Source organism: Streptomyces sporangiiformans (genome assembly GCF_005768555.2).
Taxonomy (GTDB): Bacteria; Actinomycetota; Actinomycetes; order Streptomycetales; family Streptomycetaceae; genus Streptomyces; species Streptomyces sporangiiformans.
On record NZ_VCHX02000099.1, the window covers coordinates 24,369 to 41,671 of the forward strand.

General features: G+C 69.1%; 13 protein-coding genes. 6 read left to right on the forward strand and 7 right to left on the reverse strand.

Annotation, left to right across the window (positions count from 1 at the left end; translation table 11 throughout):
- Positions 1-2: 2 nt before the first annotated feature.
- Positions 3-1,970, forward strand: a complete 1,968-nt coding sequence (locus tag FGD71_RS11395) for a glycoside hydrolase family 127 protein (protein ID WP_119100287.1) — start codon at positions 3-5, stop codon at positions 1,968-1,970.
- 25 nt (positions 1,971-1,995) lie between these two features.
- Here FGD71_RS11395 and FGD71_RS11400 read toward each other — a convergent pair whose 3' ends face one another.
- The 7 genes from FGD71_RS11400 to FGD71_RS11430 form a co-directional block, all read right to left on the reverse strand.
- Complete coding sequence (locus tag FGD71_RS11400; protein WP_119100288.1) at positions 1,996-3,543, reverse strand: carboxylesterase/lipase family protein; 1,548 nt, start codon at positions 3,541-3,543, stop codon at positions 1,996-1,998.
- 10 nt (positions 3,544-3,553) lie between these two features.
- Positions 3,554-5,173, reverse strand: coding sequence for a CocE/NonD family hydrolase (locus FGD71_RS11405; protein WP_119100289.1), 1,620 nt, complete (start codon positions 5,171-5,173; stop codon positions 3,554-3,556).
- On the reverse strand, positions 5,170-5,733 hold the full coding sequence (locus tag FGD71_RS11410; RefSeq protein WP_240436529.1) for a TetR/AcrR family transcriptional regulator: 564 nt from the start codon (positions 5,731-5,733) through the stop codon (positions 5,170-5,172). Before FGD71_RS11410 ends, FGD71_RS11405 begins: the two co-directional genes overlap by 4 nt.
- A 104-nt stretch (positions 5,734-5,837) precedes the next feature.
- Positions 5,838-7,025, reverse strand: coding sequence for an ABC transporter ATP-binding protein (locus FGD71_RS11415; protein ID WP_119100290.1), 1,188 nt, complete (start codon positions 7,023-7,025; stop codon positions 5,838-5,840).
- 39 nt (positions 7,026-7,064) lie between these two features.
- Positions 7,065-7,898 (reverse strand): carbohydrate ABC transporter permease, encoded by an 834-nt coding sequence (locus FGD71_RS11420; protein WP_119100291.1) that lies wholly within the window; start codon positions 7,896-7,898, stop codon positions 7,065-7,067.
- Entirely contained in the window at positions 7,898-8,848 is a 951-nt protein-coding gene (locus tag FGD71_RS11425; protein WP_119100292.1) for a carbohydrate ABC transporter permease, read from the reverse strand. Before FGD71_RS11425 ends, FGD71_RS11420 begins: the two co-directional genes overlap by 1 nt.
- Before the next feature lie 70 nt (positions 8,849-8,918).
- Positions 8,919-10,226, reverse strand: a complete 1,308-nt coding sequence (locus tag FGD71_RS11430) for an ABC transporter substrate-binding protein (protein WP_240436530.1) — start codon at positions 10,224-10,226, stop codon at positions 8,919-8,921.
- 1,059 nt (positions 10,227-11,285) lie between these two features.
- Here FGD71_RS11430 and FGD71_RS11435 point away from each other — a divergent pair.
- The 5 genes from FGD71_RS11435 (at position 11,286) to yjfF (ending at position 17,242) form a co-directional block, all read left to right on the forward strand.
- Positions 11,286-12,332, forward strand: coding sequence for a LacI family DNA-binding transcriptional regulator (locus FGD71_RS11435; RefSeq protein WP_119100293.1), 1,047 nt, complete (start codon positions 11,286-11,288; stop codon positions 12,330-12,332).
- A 140-nt stretch (positions 12,333-12,472) separates the two neighbouring features.
- Positions 12,473-13,480, forward strand: coding sequence for an ABC transporter substrate-binding protein (locus FGD71_RS11440; RefSeq protein WP_119100294.1), 1,008 nt, complete (start codon positions 12,473-12,475; stop codon positions 13,478-13,480).
- A 95-nt stretch (positions 13,481-13,575) separates the two neighbouring features.
- Entirely contained in the window at positions 13,576-15,114 is a 1,539-nt protein-coding gene (locus FGD71_RS11445; RefSeq protein ID WP_119100295.1) for a sugar ABC transporter ATP-binding protein, read from the forward strand.
- On the forward strand, positions 15,111-16,220 hold the full coding sequence (locus FGD71_RS11450) for an ABC transporter permease (RefSeq protein ID WP_119100296.1): 1,110 nt from the start codon (positions 15,111-15,113) through the stop codon (positions 16,218-16,220). The genes FGD71_RS11445 and FGD71_RS11450 overlap by 4 nt, the downstream gene beginning before the upstream one ends.
- On the forward strand, positions 16,220-17,242 hold the full coding sequence (yjfF, locus tag FGD71_RS11455) for a galactofuranose ABC transporter, permease protein YjfF (protein WP_119100297.1): 1,023 nt from the start codon (positions 16,220-16,222) through the stop codon (positions 17,240-17,242). Before FGD71_RS11450 ends, yjfF begins: the two co-directional genes overlap by 1 nt.
- Positions 17,243-17,303: the final 61 nt, after the last annotated feature.

A 17,303-nucleotide genomic window follows, 5' to 3' on the forward strand; every position in this document is an offset into this window, starting at 1 on the left:
ACATGCCTCACTCACGCCCCGCCCAGTCGGCCGCCGGCCCGGTCCGCCCCGGCCGTGACGCGCAGGTCACGCTGCACCCCGCCACCGCCGAGGTGCACGCGGGCTTCTGGCACACGCGCCGCGAGGTCAACGCACGCACTTCGGTGCCGCAGGGCCCCGGTCTGCTGGAGTCCGCGGGAAACCTGCACAACCTGCGCCTGGTGGCGGGCACCGCGCAGGGCGAATACCAGGGCGACTTCCCCTTCGTGGACTCGGACGTCTACAAATGGCTGGAGGCCGCCTCCTGGCAACTCGCCCAGGCGGTGCCCGGAGAGGAAGGCCCCGAGGGGCGCAGACTCGCCGCGGATGTGCACCGGATCATCTCCCTCGTCACCGAGGCTCAGCAGAGCGACGGGTACCTGAACACCTGGTTCCAGGTCCGCCGGGGCGGCGAGCGCTACCAGGATCTGCGCTGGGGCCACGAGCTGTACTGCGCGGGGCATCTGATCCAGGCGGCGGTGGCCCACCACCGGTCCACCGGACGCGACGAACTTCTCGATGTCGCACGCCGGTTCGCCGATCACATCGACTCAGTCTTCGGTCCCCCCGGCAGTGGGAAGCCCATCGACGGCGTCGACGGCCACCCCGAGATCGAGACCGCCCTGGTCGAGCTGTACCGGGAGACCGGGGAGCAGCGCTACCTGGATCTCGCGGGCTACTTCGTCGACTGCTACGGCCACGGCAAGCTCGGCGGCCAAGCGTACTCCCAGGACCGCGTGCCGCTGCGCTCCGCGGACACCGTCGAAGGACACGCCGTACGCCAGCTCTATCTCCTGGCGGGCGCGGCCGACCTGGCCGCCGAGACGGGCGACGCCGAACTGCTCGCCGCCTGCGAGCGGTTGTGGCAGGCGATGACCACCACCAAGACGCATCTGACCGGTGGGCTCGGCGCGCATCACGCCAGGGAGGACTTCGGCGACCCGTTCGAGCTGCCCAACGAACGTGCCTACTGCGAGACTTGCGCCGCCATCGCCTCGATCCAGTGGAGCTGGCGCATGGCCCTGCTCACCGGCGAGGCCCGCTACAGCGACCTGATCGAACGCACCTTGTTCAACGGCTTCCTCGCCGGCGTCTCCCTGGACGGAGAGAGCTGGCTCTACGTCAACCCCCTGCAGGTCCGGGACGGTCACACCGACTCCGGTGGCGATCAGTCGGCCCGGCGCACCCGCTGGTTCAGCTGCGCCTGCTGTCCCCCGAACGTCATGCGCCTACTGGCCGCACTTCAGCACTACCTCGCCTCCAGCGACGCGCGCGGCCTGCAGATCCACCAGTACGTCACCGGCAGCTACCGGGGCGACCTCGACGGCCTCCCCGTCGCTGTGAGCGCCCACACCGACTACCCGTGGCAGGGCACCGTCGCCTTCACCGTCGACGAGAGTCCACGCGACCGGCCCTGGACTTTGTCCTTGCGGATCCCGCAGTGGTGCCGCGCGTACCGGGTCCGCTGCGGCACCGAGACGTACGACCAGTCGGACGCCCCGGTGACCGACGGCTGGCTGCGATGGGAGCGCACCTGGGCTCCGGGCGACGAGGTGGTGCTGGAGCTCGGCCTCGAACCCCGGCTCACCGCGGCCGACCCCCGGGTGGACGCGGTGCGCGGCTGTGTGGCGATCGAACGCGGCCCGCTCGTGTACTGCCTGGAACAGGTGGACCACCCCGGCACGGGCCTGGACGGCATCGTCCTCGACACCACGCGCCCGCTGGCCGAGCGGCACCGTCCCGACCTGCTCGGCGGTGTCACCACCGTCGTGGCCACCGGCCACCGCCGGCACATCCCCGACGCCGGCTGGTGGCCCTACCGCCCCGCCGAGGACACCGCCCACGACGCCGCTCCGGCGACGGACGAGCAGGTCGCACTGACGGCGATCCCCTACTACGCGTGGGCCAACCGGCAGAACGGCAGCATGCGCGTCTGGCTGCCCACGTCCTGACCCACGCACCGCTCACGCTTCGGCGCTACGCGTTCGACAGCGGCAGGGCCCCGAAGGTGTGGTCCTGCCAGAGGCTCCGGGAGGTCTCCTCCGGGTAGGGGGCCACCCGCGGGTCCGCGTCGAAGATCTGGACCGTACGGCGCTGGGTGTCGTACGCGGGCCAGCCCGGGTCGCCAGTGGCGGCGAAGGCGGTCCAGGCCGAGCGGAAGCGGGCCGACAGCGCCCGGGCCTCGGAGGAGGGTTCGGGGCCGAGCAGCACCGGGCCGAGGTGGGCGTCGAGGGTCCCGAACAGCAGCGGCCCGTCCAGGCCGTGGCAGGCGCCCAGCGCGCCTGAGCTGCCCGGGGTCTGCCAGGTCAGCTCGTACACGTGCGCGCGACCGCCGCCTGCGACCTGGGCATCGGCCAGGTGCAGCACGGGCATACGGAACAGCCAGTCGGACTGGACCAGTTCGTACAGCTCTGCCGCCGAAGCCTCCGGGAAGGCCTCGCGGTAGGCGCGCTCGCCGTCCGGCGCCGGGCCGAACACGCGCAGCGCCCGCGCCGCCTGTTCGTCGCCGATCTTCCCGAGTTGCCCGGAGAGTGCGACGAACAGCCGGAACTCGTCCTGGTTGTGACCGACTATCAGCTCGATGTCCCGCGCCGCGCCATCGGCCAGCGCCTGCCAGGGAGTGGTCGGCAGCACCTCGCCGTCGACCACGGGTGAGAAGGGATTCAGCGTGTGTGCGAGCCGTCCCCAGCGGTCCTCGTACTGACGCATCTTGGGGCTCAACGCCTCCCCGGCCGCGGGCAGTTGCCGTGGGTCCACCCCGGACAGGTCCTCGACCGTCGGGCGCAGCCCCAGCTCGGCGGCGATGGCGGTGGCGACGTCCCGGGCCACTGCGTCGGAGAGGAACGTACCCGGCACGCTCTGCGCGATGGCCCGCCCGAACAGCCCCGCCGCGCCCGGCATGGCCAGCAGCGCGGCGATGGATCCGGCGCCGGCCGATTCCCCGACGACGGTGACCTGGTCGGGGTCGCCGCCGAAGGCCGCTATGTTCTCCCGTACCCACTCCAGGGCGGCGATCTGGTCGAGCAGGCCGCGATTGGCGGGCGCCCCGTCGATGTGCGTGAACCCCTCGATGCCGAGCCGGTAGTTGAGGGTGACCACGACGAGGTCGCCTTCGTGGGCGATGTGCCGGGCGTCGTAGCCGGGGCTGCCGGAGAAGCCGAGCTTGTAGGCGCCGCCGTGGATCCACACCATCACCGGGCGGCGGGCCGCCGGGTCCGGGTCCGGGGTCCAGACATTGACCGTCAGCCAGTCGTCCCCTGTCGGCAGTTCCGGCCCGCCGGACCGCCCGGCCATCACCGAATCCTGCGGGGCCGGCGGGCCGAAGGAGAACGCCTCCCGCACCCCGTCCCAGGCGCGCACGGGCCGCGGCGCCGCGAACCGTGCCGCGCCCACCGGCGGCTCGGCGAACGGGATACCGCGGAACACGGCCAGGCCGTCCTCCCGGCGGCCGCGCACCGCGCCGGCGGCGGTACGGACCTCGGGCTCGGCGGACCCGCGGGGCTCACGGGACTCGACTGTGGTCATCGTTGACTCCTCAGAGTTGCCGGACGGGCAGGATCACCGCGGACGGGTGGGCGGGATCGTGGAAGACCTCCTGGTCCGCGGCGCGCAAGGTGGTGGCGGTCCCCCGGGGCTCGCCCGTGCCGGGATTGCGGTTGTAGCGGGGGAACGCGCCGCTGGAGACCTGAAGCCGGATGCGGTGGCCGCGCTTGAAGCGGTACGCCGTCGGCCACAGCCGCACGGTGGCGCACGAGGTCTCGTCGGCGCCGGTCAGGCCGACCAGGCCGTCGCACACGTTGAACGATCGGCCCTTCTCGTCGACGTCGCACAGCCGGACGAACACATCCGCGTACGGCAGGCTGGAGCGGAACCAGACCTCCGCGCTCACCTCGCCGATCACCTCGACGTCCTTGTCCAGTACGGGAGTTGTGTAGGTGAGGACGTCGGACCTTGCTTCCAGCGCGGTGTTGTCCACGGCGCCCGCCTTGGTGCCGATGGCCATGCGGACTCCGCCGACCGCCGGGGTGGGATCGGCCGGGTCGTAGCGGTAGCCGTCCGGGGCCGACTCGCCGGGCGGGGCGGCGGCCAGGGAGCCACCGGAGAGGAGGTGGAAGCGCTGGGCCGGGTATCCCGGCGGCGGCCAGGACGGGAAGTCGCGCCAGGCCCCCTCCCCCATGACGAACAGGCGCACCGGCGCACGGTCGGCCGGCTGCTCGCCCCGGGCGTGGGCCAGCCCGAAGTCGAGGGCCTCGCCGGTCGCCGTCCGCCCCACGCCCATGGAGATGTGCGCCCAGGGCCCCACCGTCAGCCGGGCCTGCCGGCCGGCCGCCTGCAGTGCCTGATGATCGCGGAGTTGGCCGGGCAGGAAGATGTCGTACCAGCCACCGATCGAGCTGACCGGCACGGTGATGCCGGCCACCCGTTCGCTGTGGTCGAGGACCGACCAGTACGGCGTGTCGGCGTCGTGGGCCAGGCAGTCCTGGAAGTAGTCCGACTTGCGGCCCATGGCGGCGGTGTCGGCCTGGTTGAGCGGCAGCGTGTGCAGGGCGCGCCGCTGCCGCCGCATCCCCAGCAGCTGACGCAGCATCGCCCCCCGGCGTTCCTGGCCGGCGACCTGGACGCCCCAGTTGAATGTTGCCTCCAGGGAGTATCCGTCCTTGCGGAGGAACTCCAGGGTGAAGGCCGACTCGGACACCGACGGGATCATCGCCTTGACCTGGGGCGGCAGCTGGTCGGCCACCGCCCACTGGGCGAAGCCGAGATAGCTGCCCCCGTACAGCACCAGTGACGCGCCGAACCAGGGCTGCTTGACCACCCAGTCCAGGGTGTCCAGCCCGTCCTCGCGCTCGCACCGCAGCGGGTCGAAGTCGCCTCCGGAACCGAACGTGCCGCGCGTGCTCTGGATCAGGACCTGGTAACCGCGCTCGGCCAGCGGCCTGACCATCTGCGCGCCGATCATGCCTTCCCTGCCGTAAGGGATGCGCAAAAGCGCGGTCGGCAGGCCGTGGGCCCCCTTTCTGGGTGCCCAGCGGTCGGCCAGCAGGACGGCTCCGTCGCGCATCGGCACGCGCAGTCCGCGTTCGACGACCAGATCCCTCGTCGACGGTGGAGGGAGGCGCAATATGCGCTGGATGAGATGACTGCCCACGCTCATGGGATGCGACCTCCGTCTGCGGGCGAGTGAGAGCTGCCGGCGAAGACCGCCCAGAGGCGCAGCAGACGTTGCGCCAACTGCTCGGGATCCAGGGGATCGTCGCCGTCGATCAGCCATTCGTTGACGACGGCGCCGGTCCCGCCCGCGACGAACGCCGCCAGGTCCGCCACCGTCTCCTGGTCCAGCTCACCGAAGAGCCGCCGTACGGCCTTCTGGTTGAGGGAGCCGAACAGGCTGTTCAGCGTCCTGGTCATGGCGAAGGCGCACGATCCGGTGAGCATCGCGCGGTAGAAGGGCCGGTGCTCCGCGAAGTGCTGTGCCATGGCCAGCACCTGCTGGAAGGTGTCCTTGCCCTCGCCGGTCAGCGGAAGGAACTCCCGCTCGACCAGATCGGCCGCGGCCGCCACGAGGAGCGCGTCACGGTCACCGAACTGCAGGTAGACCAGCTGCCGGCTCACGTCCGCCGCCTCGGCGAGGTCGGTGACGGGGAGAGCCGTCGTACCGCGCTCGGACACCAGGCGTACGGCGGCCGCCATCAGCGCGGCGCGTGAGCGCTGCACCCTCCGGTCCTGGGTTCGGGGCTCCTGCGATGAATTGCGTTGCACACGCCGAAGATATACAGCTGTTAATAACTATACAAGTGTCAAACAGAGCTCCTGAATTCTCAGGCGCGCTCGGGGTGCGTGAGGTTCGCTCCGGTCGACGGGTCGAAGACGTGCGCCTTGGACATGTCGACCCGCAGCTCCAGAGGTTCGCCCTCGCGGGCACGCGTGGCGGCGTCGAGGCGGGCCACGATGTGCTGGGCACCCCCGGCGCCGGTGTCGCGCACCCCCGAGTCCGCGGCCAGTTCCTCCAGTTCGGCGGTTGTCGCGGGCCCGCCCTCCGCGGTGAAGTACACGTACACATCGGAGCCCAGCGACTCCAGTACGTCGACGGTGACGGTCAGGAGTGGGCCGTCACGGCCTCGGTCGGGCGCCAGGGCCACATCCCCGAAGGCCTCGGGCCGCAGGCCGACGATGAGCTCACGGGGCGCGTTCTGCCGTTCCAGCGACTGCCGCGTACGGTCGTCGACGGGCAGATCACCCAGGGGCGAGCGCAGGACGTTCCCCTCCAGGGTGGCGTTCACGAAGTTCATCGCCGGGGAGCCGATGAAGCCCGCGACGAAGAGGTTGCGCGGCAGGTCGTAGAGCTGCGCGGGCGTGCCGATCTGCTGGACCAGCCCCTGCCGCATCACCACGACCCGGTCTCCGAGGGTCATCGCCTCGGTCTGGTCGTGGGTGACGTACACGGTCGTCGTACCGAGGCGCCGTTGCAGCCGGGAGATCTGGGTGCGCATCTGCACCCGGAGTTTGGCGTCCAGGTTGGACAGCGGCTCGTCCATCAGGAACGCCTTGGGATCGCGGACGATCGCCCGTCCCATGGCCACCCGCTGGCGCTGACCGCCCGAGAGCTGCGCGGGCTTGCGGTCCAGGTGCTCCGTCAGATCGAGGACTCGGGCGGCCTCCTCGACCTTGGTGTTGATGGTGGCCTTGTCCACTCCCGCCAGGCGCAGCGGGAAGCCCATGTTCTCCCGGACACTCATGTGCGGGTACAGGGCATAGCTCTGGAACACCATGGCGACGTCGCGCTCCTTGGGCGCGAGGTCGTTGACGACGCGGTCACCGATGCGCAGGGTGCCGTCGGTGATGTCCTCCAGCCCGGCGATCATGTTCAGGGTGGTGGACTTGCCGCATCCGGACGGGCCGACCAGGATCACGAACTCGCCATCGGCGATGTCGAGGTCCACGTCCTTCACGGCGAGGGCTCCGTCGGGAAAGCGCTTGGTGACTCCCTCAAGGATGATCTCAGCCATGGGTGGTGCCTCCTTGCCTTGCGTGACGTCCGGGTGCGGTCACCCCTTGACCGCACCGGAGGTCAGTCCGGCGACGATTCGCCGCTGGAAGAACAGAACGAAAATGATGATCGGGATGGTGATCACCACGGCTGCCGCGGCGATCGACCCGGTGGGCTGCTGGAACTGCGAACTCCCGGTGAAGAACGCGATCGCGGCGGGCACGGTCCGCGCGGCCTCGGTGGAGGTCAGCGAGATCGCGAAGAGGAAGTCGTTCCAGCAGAAGATGAAGACGAGGATCGCCGTGGTGAACACGCCCGGCGCGGCCAGTGGCGCGATGACCATGCGGAAGGCCTGCGCGGGCGTGGCCCCGTCGACCTTGGCGGCCTTCTCCAGGTCCCAGGGGATCTCCCGGAAGAACGCCGACAGGGTGTAGATCGCCAGCGGCAGCGAGAAGGTCATGTACGGGATGATCAGCCCGACCCAGGTGTCGAAGATCCCGATGATCCGCTCGATGTTGAACAGCGGTGACACAAGGGAGATCGGCGGGAACATGGCGATCAGCAGCGACATACCGATGAGCACCCGCTTGCCGGGGAACCGCAGTCTGGCCACCGCGTAGGCGGCCATGGTGCCCAGCACCACCGCGATCGCCGTGGCGATCAGGGCGATACCGATCGAGTTGATCAGTGCGCGGGTGAATTCGGAGGTGTCGAAGATGCCGCGGTAGTTCTCCCAGGTCCACTTCCTGGGGATGTAGTTGCCGTCCGTGAGGGTGCTGGGGTCCTTGAACGACAGCGCGGCGATCCACCACACCGGGAACAGGGCGTACAGCACCACCAGCACGTTGATGACGGTCCACCGGGTGGCGTGCGTCTTCCCTACGGCGGCCATCAGCGCTTCACCTCCGCGCCCGGTGCGGCCGCGCCGAACAGTTTGACGAAGGCGAAGGCGATGATCCCGACACAGATGAAGATCAGGACCGAGATCGCCGAGCCGATGCCGAGGTTCAGCGCGGTGAACAGGTTGTCGTAGCCGAGGATGGAGACGGAGCCGGTGTCCTGGGCGCCCGCGGTCAGGATGTAGATGTTGTCGAAGATCCGGAACGCGTCCAGTGTGCGGAAGAGCAGCGCCACCAGGATGGCCGGCTTCATCAGCGGAACGATGACCCTGATGAAGCGCTGCCAGGCGCTGGCACCGTCCACCATGGCCGCTTTCAGGGTCTCCTCGGGGACCAGCGCCAGACCCGCGAGCAGCAGCAGGGCCATGAACGGGGTCGTCTTCCACACCTCGGCGAGGACGATGATCCACAGGGCGGGCCACTGCTCGGTCAGCGGGGCCTCTCCGCTGGGCAGCAGCTCGGCCAGGTATCCGAGCTCGGGCGTCCAGGCGTACTGCCAGGAGAAGGCGGCGACCACGGTGACGATGCCGTACGGGATGAGGACCATGGTGCGGACGGTGCCGCGCCCGAAGATCGCCCGGTGCATCACCATGGCGATCGCCATGCCGAGGACCAGCTCGATGGCGACCGACACTCCGGTGACGAACAGCGTGACCCAGAAGGCGTCCCACCAGAACGGGGAGGTCAGTACGGCCCCGTAGTTGCTCAGGCCCACCCACTTCGCCTCCGCCGGGAAGCGCAGGTCGTACCGCTGAAGGGAGAGGTAGATGGCGTACCCGATGGGGTACGCGGTCACCGCGAGCATGACGACGACGGCCGGCGCGCACAGCAGCCAGCCGAGCCGCCGCTCCTGCCGCGCGCCCGCCGACGCCGCACGCCCCTTCCGCGCCTGCTCCGCTTCCGGGGGCGGCGGGGCTCCGGCCGGTTCCGCCTGCATGCTCATCTCGGACCGCCCGGGAGTGAGACCCGCGCACGGGGGCGCCGGCCGGCGGGGTGGTGCGGGAGGTGGTGGTTCACGGGATCACGCCCTCGGATCGCAGAGCCTCGTCGATCTGTTCCCTGATGGTGTCGACCGCGCTCTCCGGCTTGATCCCGGACGGCGGGGACAGCGTGTGCGAGATCGCGATCGAGATGTTCTGGTACGCCGGAGTGAGCGGGCGCACGCTCGCCGACTCCAGGGCGGCCAGCACGTCCTCGGCGAACGGGTACGCCTTGATGAGCGACGGCTCGTCGTACAGGCTGCGCAGGGTGGGCGGCAGTCCGCCCTCGACCGCGGCGGTGAGCTGGTTCTCCCGGTTGCGCAGGCACAGGGCCGCTTCGAAGGCCAGGTCGGGGTAGCGCGAGTACGCGCTCACAGCCAGGTTGATGCCGCCGATGGTGGGCCGCGCCACCTGGTTCGCGTCGACCCGGGGGTACGGCGCCCACCGGAAGTTCTTGAACAGCTCGGGGTTGTTCGCCTGCATCGACGGATAGACGAACGGGTAATTGAGTTCGAACGCGGCCACCCCCGACTCCATGGCGAGGCGGTTCTGGTCCTCCATCTGGTTGGACAGGGAGGGGTCCGCGGCCGGAGAGTTCGCCAGGTCACGCATGAGTCCTGCGGCCCTTACGGCAGGAGGGCCGAGGGAGGGTTCGGTCGCGCTCGGGTTGAGGATGGAGCCGCCCGCGCTGTTGATCATGGTGTTGAACCAGACGGTCAGGCCCTCGTACTGAGCGCCCTGGATCTCCACGTAGTGGGGCTTGCCCTGCCGAGCCAGCTCGCTGGCCATGTCCACCATCTCGGACCAGGTCTTGGGCGGGGTGGGCACCAGGTCCTTCCGGTACCACAGCAGCTGGGTGTTCGTGTTGTACGGGACGGCGTACAGCTTGTCCTTCCACGTGGAGGTCTGCAGCGGTACGCGCAGGGTGCCCTCGGTGGCCTGCTCCTTCGCCGCTCCGGTCCACTCGCGGATCCAGCGCGCCTCGGCGAACTCGGCGGCCCAGGTGACATCCAGACCCAGGATGTCGAGCGAGTCGTCCTCGGCTGCGAGCCTGCGGACCATCTGCTGACGCTGGCCGTCGGCGGCGCGCGGGAGCTTGTTGTAGCTGATCGTGTAGCGGCCGTTGGATGCCTGGCTGCACCGGTCGGCCGCCTTCTGGAGCGCGCCGGAGTCGTCGGGGAAGTTGTACCAGTTCAAGGTGGGCCGGCCGGCGGCCTCGTCGTCGCCGCACGCGGCGAGCATCGACGCCAGCAGGGGCAGTACGGCCAGCATCCGCAGCCGTCGCGTCCCCTTGGGACGACGCTTCCCCGCAACCGGCCGGAAGCCGGACTTCGCGTGCACGCGCTCCACACCTCGCTTCCGGGCCGGTGGGCACGGGACATCGGACCCCGCGTCCGCTCTCCGCGCAAAGAACGCTAAACACTCCATAAGTAGACATCAAGGACATACGGCTACGAAACGTCGATTTCGATCATTCGCCTGCGGGGCGCGGGGCGCCGAGCGCCGAGCGCCAGAAAGGGCTACAGCATCAGTACGCACCGGCGGGCGCCGGGGCCGGCTGCCGCGCCATGGCTTTGATGAGGGACGAGGGGTAGACGGGGGCGACGACCGGGCTCATCCCGATGGACCGAACCGCTCTACAGTCCGACCGTCGCGCCGACCGACGACAGACGGCTGACGGCTGACGGCTGAGCGCCGACGGCTGACGACCCGCGGCGGACCGCCCGCCCGCACAACCGATACGTGGACTCGGCAGCCATGGAGTCGCGCCGCCACAGCGGCCCTGCTGCCGGCGACCGACAGTGGCGGGCCCGCGCACACATCGCGGGCGAATCGGCGTGTCGCGCCAGTGGCGCGAAGGGCCTTCAGAGGCGCAAGCTACCGCGCGGGCCCCTCAGTATGCTCACGGGCCGGGCCAGGCGGGCCAGGCGGGCCGGTGAGGGGCAACTGCGCTACTGCGCCTACGCGTTGGGATCGGCACATCGAAACCCCTCGTGGAGTCGGCCGCCGACCACCATCCATCACTGACGCTCACATCCGGTATTTCGCACACGGTTCGAAGTTTCGGTCCGAAAATAGGCCCGCGACGCGAGCGCGTCAAGGCCTTTGTCGCGTTACTCAAACGTGACGACTTCCTGCTGCGGGACCCCTTGACCACCATGAATTGTTAGCGCTCACAATGACCTTCGCATTCACGAGCCGACAGCCGAGTGACATCCAGGGAGGTACGACCATGGTGTCCACAGCACCGCAACTCGCCTCCATGGCCGATGCCATGAGGCATCCGGCGGCAACCCGCACAAGTCGGTCATCGCGGTGGGGGACATGACTTCGAGCACGTGGAGCCGTCCAGCCACCTCACACATCACATCCGCCGACGACCGCCAAGGAGGTGCGGCCATGGCACAACCACAGCTTCGGCCGCCCACCATGGCCGACGTCGCACGACTGGCAGGGGTGTCCCACCAGACGGTTTCCCGAGTGCTGGGGGACCACCCCCACGTGCGGGAGGAGACCCGCACCAAAGTCCTGCGCGCGATCGAGGAGATGGGCTACCGCCGCAACTCCTCGGCGCGAGCCCTGGCCACTCGGCGCACCCGGACCCTGGGTGTGGTCGCTTCCGACACCACCCTCTACGGCCCGGCCAGCACGCTGTTCGCGCTGGAGGAGGCGGCACGCGCCGAGGGGTACCTTGTCTCCACGGTCAGCCTGCGCAAACTGACCGTCGAGAAGCTCTCCGAGGCTCTGGACCACCTCAGCGAGGGCGGAGTGGAGGGGGTGCTCGCCATCGCCCCGCAGCGGTCGGCGGTCGAGGCCCTCGCCGAACTCCGCCACCCGTTCCCGGTGGTGACCGTCGGCAGCGGGTCCGGTGTGGAGATCCCCAGCGTCGCTGTGGACCAACACCTGGGCGCGCGGCTGGCAACCGGCCATCTGCTGGCCGCCGGCCACCGCCAGGTCTGGCATCTCGCCGGGCCCGAGGACTGGCAGGAGGCAGCAGACCGGGAAGCCGGCTGGCGGGCCACGCTCGAAGCGGCGGGCATCGAGCCGCCGTTGTCGCTGCGGGGGGACTGGAGTCCGCTGTCGGGCTACCGGGCGGGCCAGGAACTGGCCGGCTGGGTGGGCCGGGGGCTGACCGCGGTCTTCGTCGCCAACGACCAGATGGCACTGGGGGTGTTGCGGGCCCTGCGTGAAGCGGGCGTCAGAACTCCCCAGGACGTCGCGGTGGTCGGCTTCGACGACATCCCGGAGTCGGAGTTCTTCGCTCCGCCGCTCACCACCGTCCGGCAGGACTTCTCGGCGGTGGGCCAGCAGGGCATCGCCCAGTTGCTGGATCTCATCGAGGGTCGGGCCCCCTCCGGGACACCCCGGATCGCCATCGAACCCCAACTGGTCGTCCGCGCCAGTACGTTTCCGTACACCCCTCAACCGGGGGGCTCGCCCGGCTGACGCGGCATCAACCGGTCGCATGCCCTGCACCCTTGCGACCGGCATTTCGAACAATGATCGACAGGCTGGACGTAGTACGGCCGGTCCCAACGAGTACCAGCGGGTCCATCCCCGGACCGGCTCTTCAAAGGAGAAGAAACATGCTCAACAGACGGAACTTCCTCACTGCGGCGGTCGGCGTTGCGGCTGCGGGCGGCCTGGCGGCCTGCGCCAAGGAGGACGACAGCTCCTCCAGCTCCTCCTCCGAGGGCGGCAGCAAGGCGATCACCCTGGGCTTCTCCCAGGTCGGCTCGGAGAGCGGCTGGCGTTCCGCCAACACCGACTCGGTGAAGGAAGCGGCCAAGGAGGCGGGGTACACCCTCAAGTTCTCCGACGCGCAGCAGAAGCAGGAGAACCAGATCTCCGCGATCCGCAGCTTCATCGCCCAGAAGGTGGACGTCATAGCCTTCTCGCCGGTGGTCGTCACCGGCTGGGACGCGGTGCTGAAGGAGGCCAAGGCCAAGAAGATCCCGGTCGTCCTCACCGACCGTTCCGTCGAGACCTCCGACGAGTCCCTGTTCGTGACCCTGGTCGGCTCCGACTTCACGGACGAGGGCCGGCGCGCGGCCAAGATCCTGGAGAAGGTCCTCGAGAAGGCCGGCCACAAGGGCCCCGTGAAGATCGCTCAGCTGGAGGGCACCACCGGCGCCGCTCCCGCGATCGAGCGCGCCAAGGGCTTCAAGGAGGTCATGGACGCGGACCACAAGGACGACTGGAAGATCGTCGTCAGCCAGACCGGTGACTTCACCCGCGCCGGCGGCAAGCAGGTCATGGCGGCCTTCCTGCAGTCCAACCCGGACATCGACGTGCTGTTCGCGCACAACGACGACATGGGCATCGGCGCCATCCAGGCCATCGAGGCGGCCGGCAAGAAGCCCGGCAAGGACATCCTGATCGTCACGGTCGACGGCGTGAAGGACGGCTTCGTCGCCATGTCCGAGGGCAAGATCAACGCCATCGTCGAGTGCAACCCGCTGCTCGGCCCCCAGCTGATGGAGGTCGTGAAGAAGGTCAAGGACGGCGAGACGGTCGAGCGCTGGATCAAGACCAAGGAGAGCGACTTCATGCAGGACCAGGCCAAGGAAGCGCTCCCGACCCGCAAGTACTGACCGACCGCACCCACTGGCAGGGAGCCCCCGGCCGACCGGCCCCCCGGTCCCGGGGCTCCCTGCGGGCCTGAACCAACTGCATGAGGAGCACTGCCATGGCAGAGCCGCGGCCCGTCCTGGAGATGGCGGGCATAGTCAAAGAGTTTCCGGGGGTACGGGCTCTGTCGGGCGTCGACTTCCGGCTCTTCCCCGGCGAGATCCACGCCCTGATGGGCGAGAACGGTGCGGGGAAGTCCACCCTCATCAAGGTGCTGACGGGGGTCTACTCCCTGGACGGCGGCACGATCACCCTCGACGGGAAGTCCGTGCGGATCGCCAGCCCGCTGCAGGCGCAGCAGGCCGGCATCAGCACGGTCTACCAGGAGGTCAATCTCTGCCCCAACCTGTCGGTGGCGGAGAACATCTTCATCGGACGTGAACCCACGCGCGCGGGCCGCATCCAGTGGAAGCGGATGCGCAAGGAGGCGGCGGAGCTGGTCGACCGGCTCGGCCTCGACATCGACGTCACCGCTCCCCTGTCCTCGTACCCGCTGGCCGTGCAGCAACTGGTCGCGATCGTGCGGTCGGTGGGCACCGGTGACAGTGACGGCGAGGGATCGGGCACCAAGGTGCTGGTCCTGGACGAGCCGACGTCCAGCCTCGACCGCGACGAGGTCCTCGAACTGTTCCGCCTGATGCGGCAGTTGAGGGACGAGGGAGTCGCGATCCTGTTCGTCTCCCACTTCCTCGACCAGATCTACGAGATCTGCGACCGGATGACGGTCCTGCGCAACGGCACCCTCGTCGGCGAGCACATGGTGAGCGAGCTCGACCAGGTCGGACTGATCCAGCTCATGATCGGCAAGGCCCTGGACCAGCTCGAGGGGCTCCACGAGCACCAGCTGCACTCCGACGTCGGCGAGACCTTGGTCCAGGCGGACGGTCTCGGCAGGACGGGCGGCATCGCCCCCTTCGATCTGGAGATCAAGAAGGGCGAGGTCCTCGGACTGGCCGGCCTGCTCGGCTCCGGCCGGACCGAACTCGCCCGGCTGCTCTTCGGCGCCGACCAGCCGGACAGCGGCACGGTGTCCATCGGCGGCAAGCAGGTCTCGATGAGCGCCCCGAACGACGGGATCGACGCCGGTGTCGCGTTCTGCTCGGAGAACCGCAAGACCGAGGGTCTGGTCCCCGATCTGACGGTGCGGGAGAACATCATCCTCGCCCTGCAGGCGGCGCGCGGCTGGACCCGGCCCATCCCGGTCGCCCAGCGCGACGAACTCGTCGCGAAGTACATCAAGGCGCTGGACATCCGTCCCGCCAACCCTGAGGCCCGTGTCGGCCAGCTCAGCGGCGGCAACCAGCAGAAGGTACTGCTCGCCCGCTGGCTGATCACCCAGCCGAAGCTGCTGATCCTGGACGAGCCCACGCGCGGCATCGACGTCGGCGCGAAGGCCGAGATCCAGAAGCTCGTGGTCTCCCTCTCCGAGGACGGCATGTCCGTGCTGTACATCGCGGCCGAGCTGGAGGAGGTACTCCGGCTCAGTCACACCATCGGAGTGCTGCGCGACCGCCGGCTGGTGGCGCAGATCGCCAACGGGCCCGAGATCACTCCCAGCCGGATCCTGGAGACCATCGCGAGCGGAGAGCACCAGTGACCACCTCTTCCCGATGGCGAGCGCTGACGCACCACAACCTCTTCTGGCCGGTAGCGGTCCTGGTCGTCCTGCTGCTCGTCAACGTTCCCTTCACCCCTGACTTCTTCTCGGTCGGGATGACGAACGGCCACCTCCACGGCAGTCTCGTCTCGATCGTGCTGTTCGGCTCGCCGCTCATCCTGGTGGCGGTCGGCATGACCCTGGTCATCGCCACCGGCGGCATCGACCTGTCCGTCGGTGCCGTGGTCGCCATCACCGGAGCCCTGGCCTGTTCGTACATCAGCGACCAGGCCGACCAGAGCGCCCTCTCGGCGGTGCTGCTCGCCATGGGCATCGGACTGCTGGCCGCGGTCATCTGCGGCCTGTGGAACGGCTTCCTGGTCGCCAGGATGGGCATCCAGCCGATCATCGCCACGCTGATCATCATGGTCGCCGGCCGCGGTGTCGCCCAGCTGATCACCGACGGCCAGATCATCACCATCAACAGCAAGCCGTACAAGCTGATCGGCGGCGGCTACTGGCTGACGCTGCCCTTCTCCATCTTCGTGGTGGCCGCCGTCGTCGCCGTCACCGTGGTACTGACCCGCCGCACGGCGCTCGGCCTGCTGGTCGAATCGGTCGGCGGCAACGCCGAGGCCAGCCGGCTGGTGGGTATCCGGTCCCTGCGCATCAAGATCATGGTGTACGTGTTCTGCGCGCTGTGCGCGGGCATCGCGGGCCTGATGATCAGCTCCAACACCTCGGCCGCGGACGGCAACAACGCCGGCCTGTGGATCGAACTCGACGCGATCCTCGCCGTGGTGATCGGTGGTACCTCGCTTCTGGGCGGCCGGTTCTCCATCGGCGGCACGGTGGTCGGCGCCCTGGTCATCCAGACCCTGACCACCACGATCTACACCATTGGTGTGCCCACCCAGACCAACCTGGTCTTCAAGGCCGCCGTCGTCATCGTCGTCTGCCTGCTGCAGTCCCCGAAGTTCCGCGCCAAGGTCTTCGGCACCAAGCTCGGCGCCAAGTTCGGTGCGAAGGGTGGCGGTAAGCCGGCCGCGGCCCCGGCGGAGCCCGCCGCCGCGACCGAGGCCGCTCCCAAGATGGAGGTGTCGTGATGAGCACGACCACCCAAAGCCCCACGGCGCCGGACAGCCGTACCCCGTCCAAGGCCGCGCGCCTGCTCGGCGACCGGCGTCTGCCCGTCCTGGTAACGGCCCTGCTCTTCCTCGCGATGTACATCGCGGGCCTGAGCCGGTATCAGAACTACGGGTTCGCCGAAACACAGGTGTTCATGAACCTGTTCATCGACAACGGCTATCTGCTGGTCGCCGCCGTCGGTGCCACCTTCGTCATCCTGTCGGGCGGGATCGACCTGTCCGTGGGCTCCGTGATCGGCTTCACCACCATGTTCACGGCTTGGCTGGTGGAGCGTCAGGGCCTGCCGATCCTGGTCGTGATCCCCATGGCACTGGCCGTGGGTGCCTTCGGCGGCTTCCTGATGGGCTATGTGATCCACAACTTCGAGATCCAGCCCTTCATCGTGACCCTCGCCGGTCTGTTCCTCTTCCGGGGCCTGTGCCTGGTCATCAGCAAGGAGTCGATCTCCATCGGCGACGCCTCGGTGAGCAGCATGGCCCAGGCTCAGGTGTCGCTGGGCGGGGCGTTCTTGTCGGTGGGAGCCATCGTCGCGCTGGTCGTCCTCGCGGCGGCGTTCTACATCCTGCACTACACCCGCTTCGGACGCCGGGTGTACGCCATCGGCGGCAACGAACAGTCGGCCTTGCTGATGGGCCTTCCGCAGGGCGGCACGAAGATCGCCGTGTACACCATGAGCGGTTTCTGCTCGGCGCTGGCGGGCCTGTTGTTCACCCTGTACATCCAGTCCGGTGACCCGCTGCACGCCACCGGCATGGAACTCGACGCGATCGCCGCGGTCGTCATCGGCGGCACGCTGCTGACCGGCGGCTCCGGCTATGTGCTGGGCACCCTGTTCGGTGTGCTGGTGCTCGGTCTGATCAAGAGCATCATCCAGTTCGAGGGCACGCTCAGCTCCTGGTGGACGAAGATCGCCACCGGCGTGCTGCTGTGCGCCTTCATCCTGATCCAGCGCGCCATGACGGCACGGAAGAAAACCTGACCCGCCAGGTCGCCCCCTGGCGCCGACGGCCCGCCTCCGCGCGTGCGGAGGCGGGCCGTCG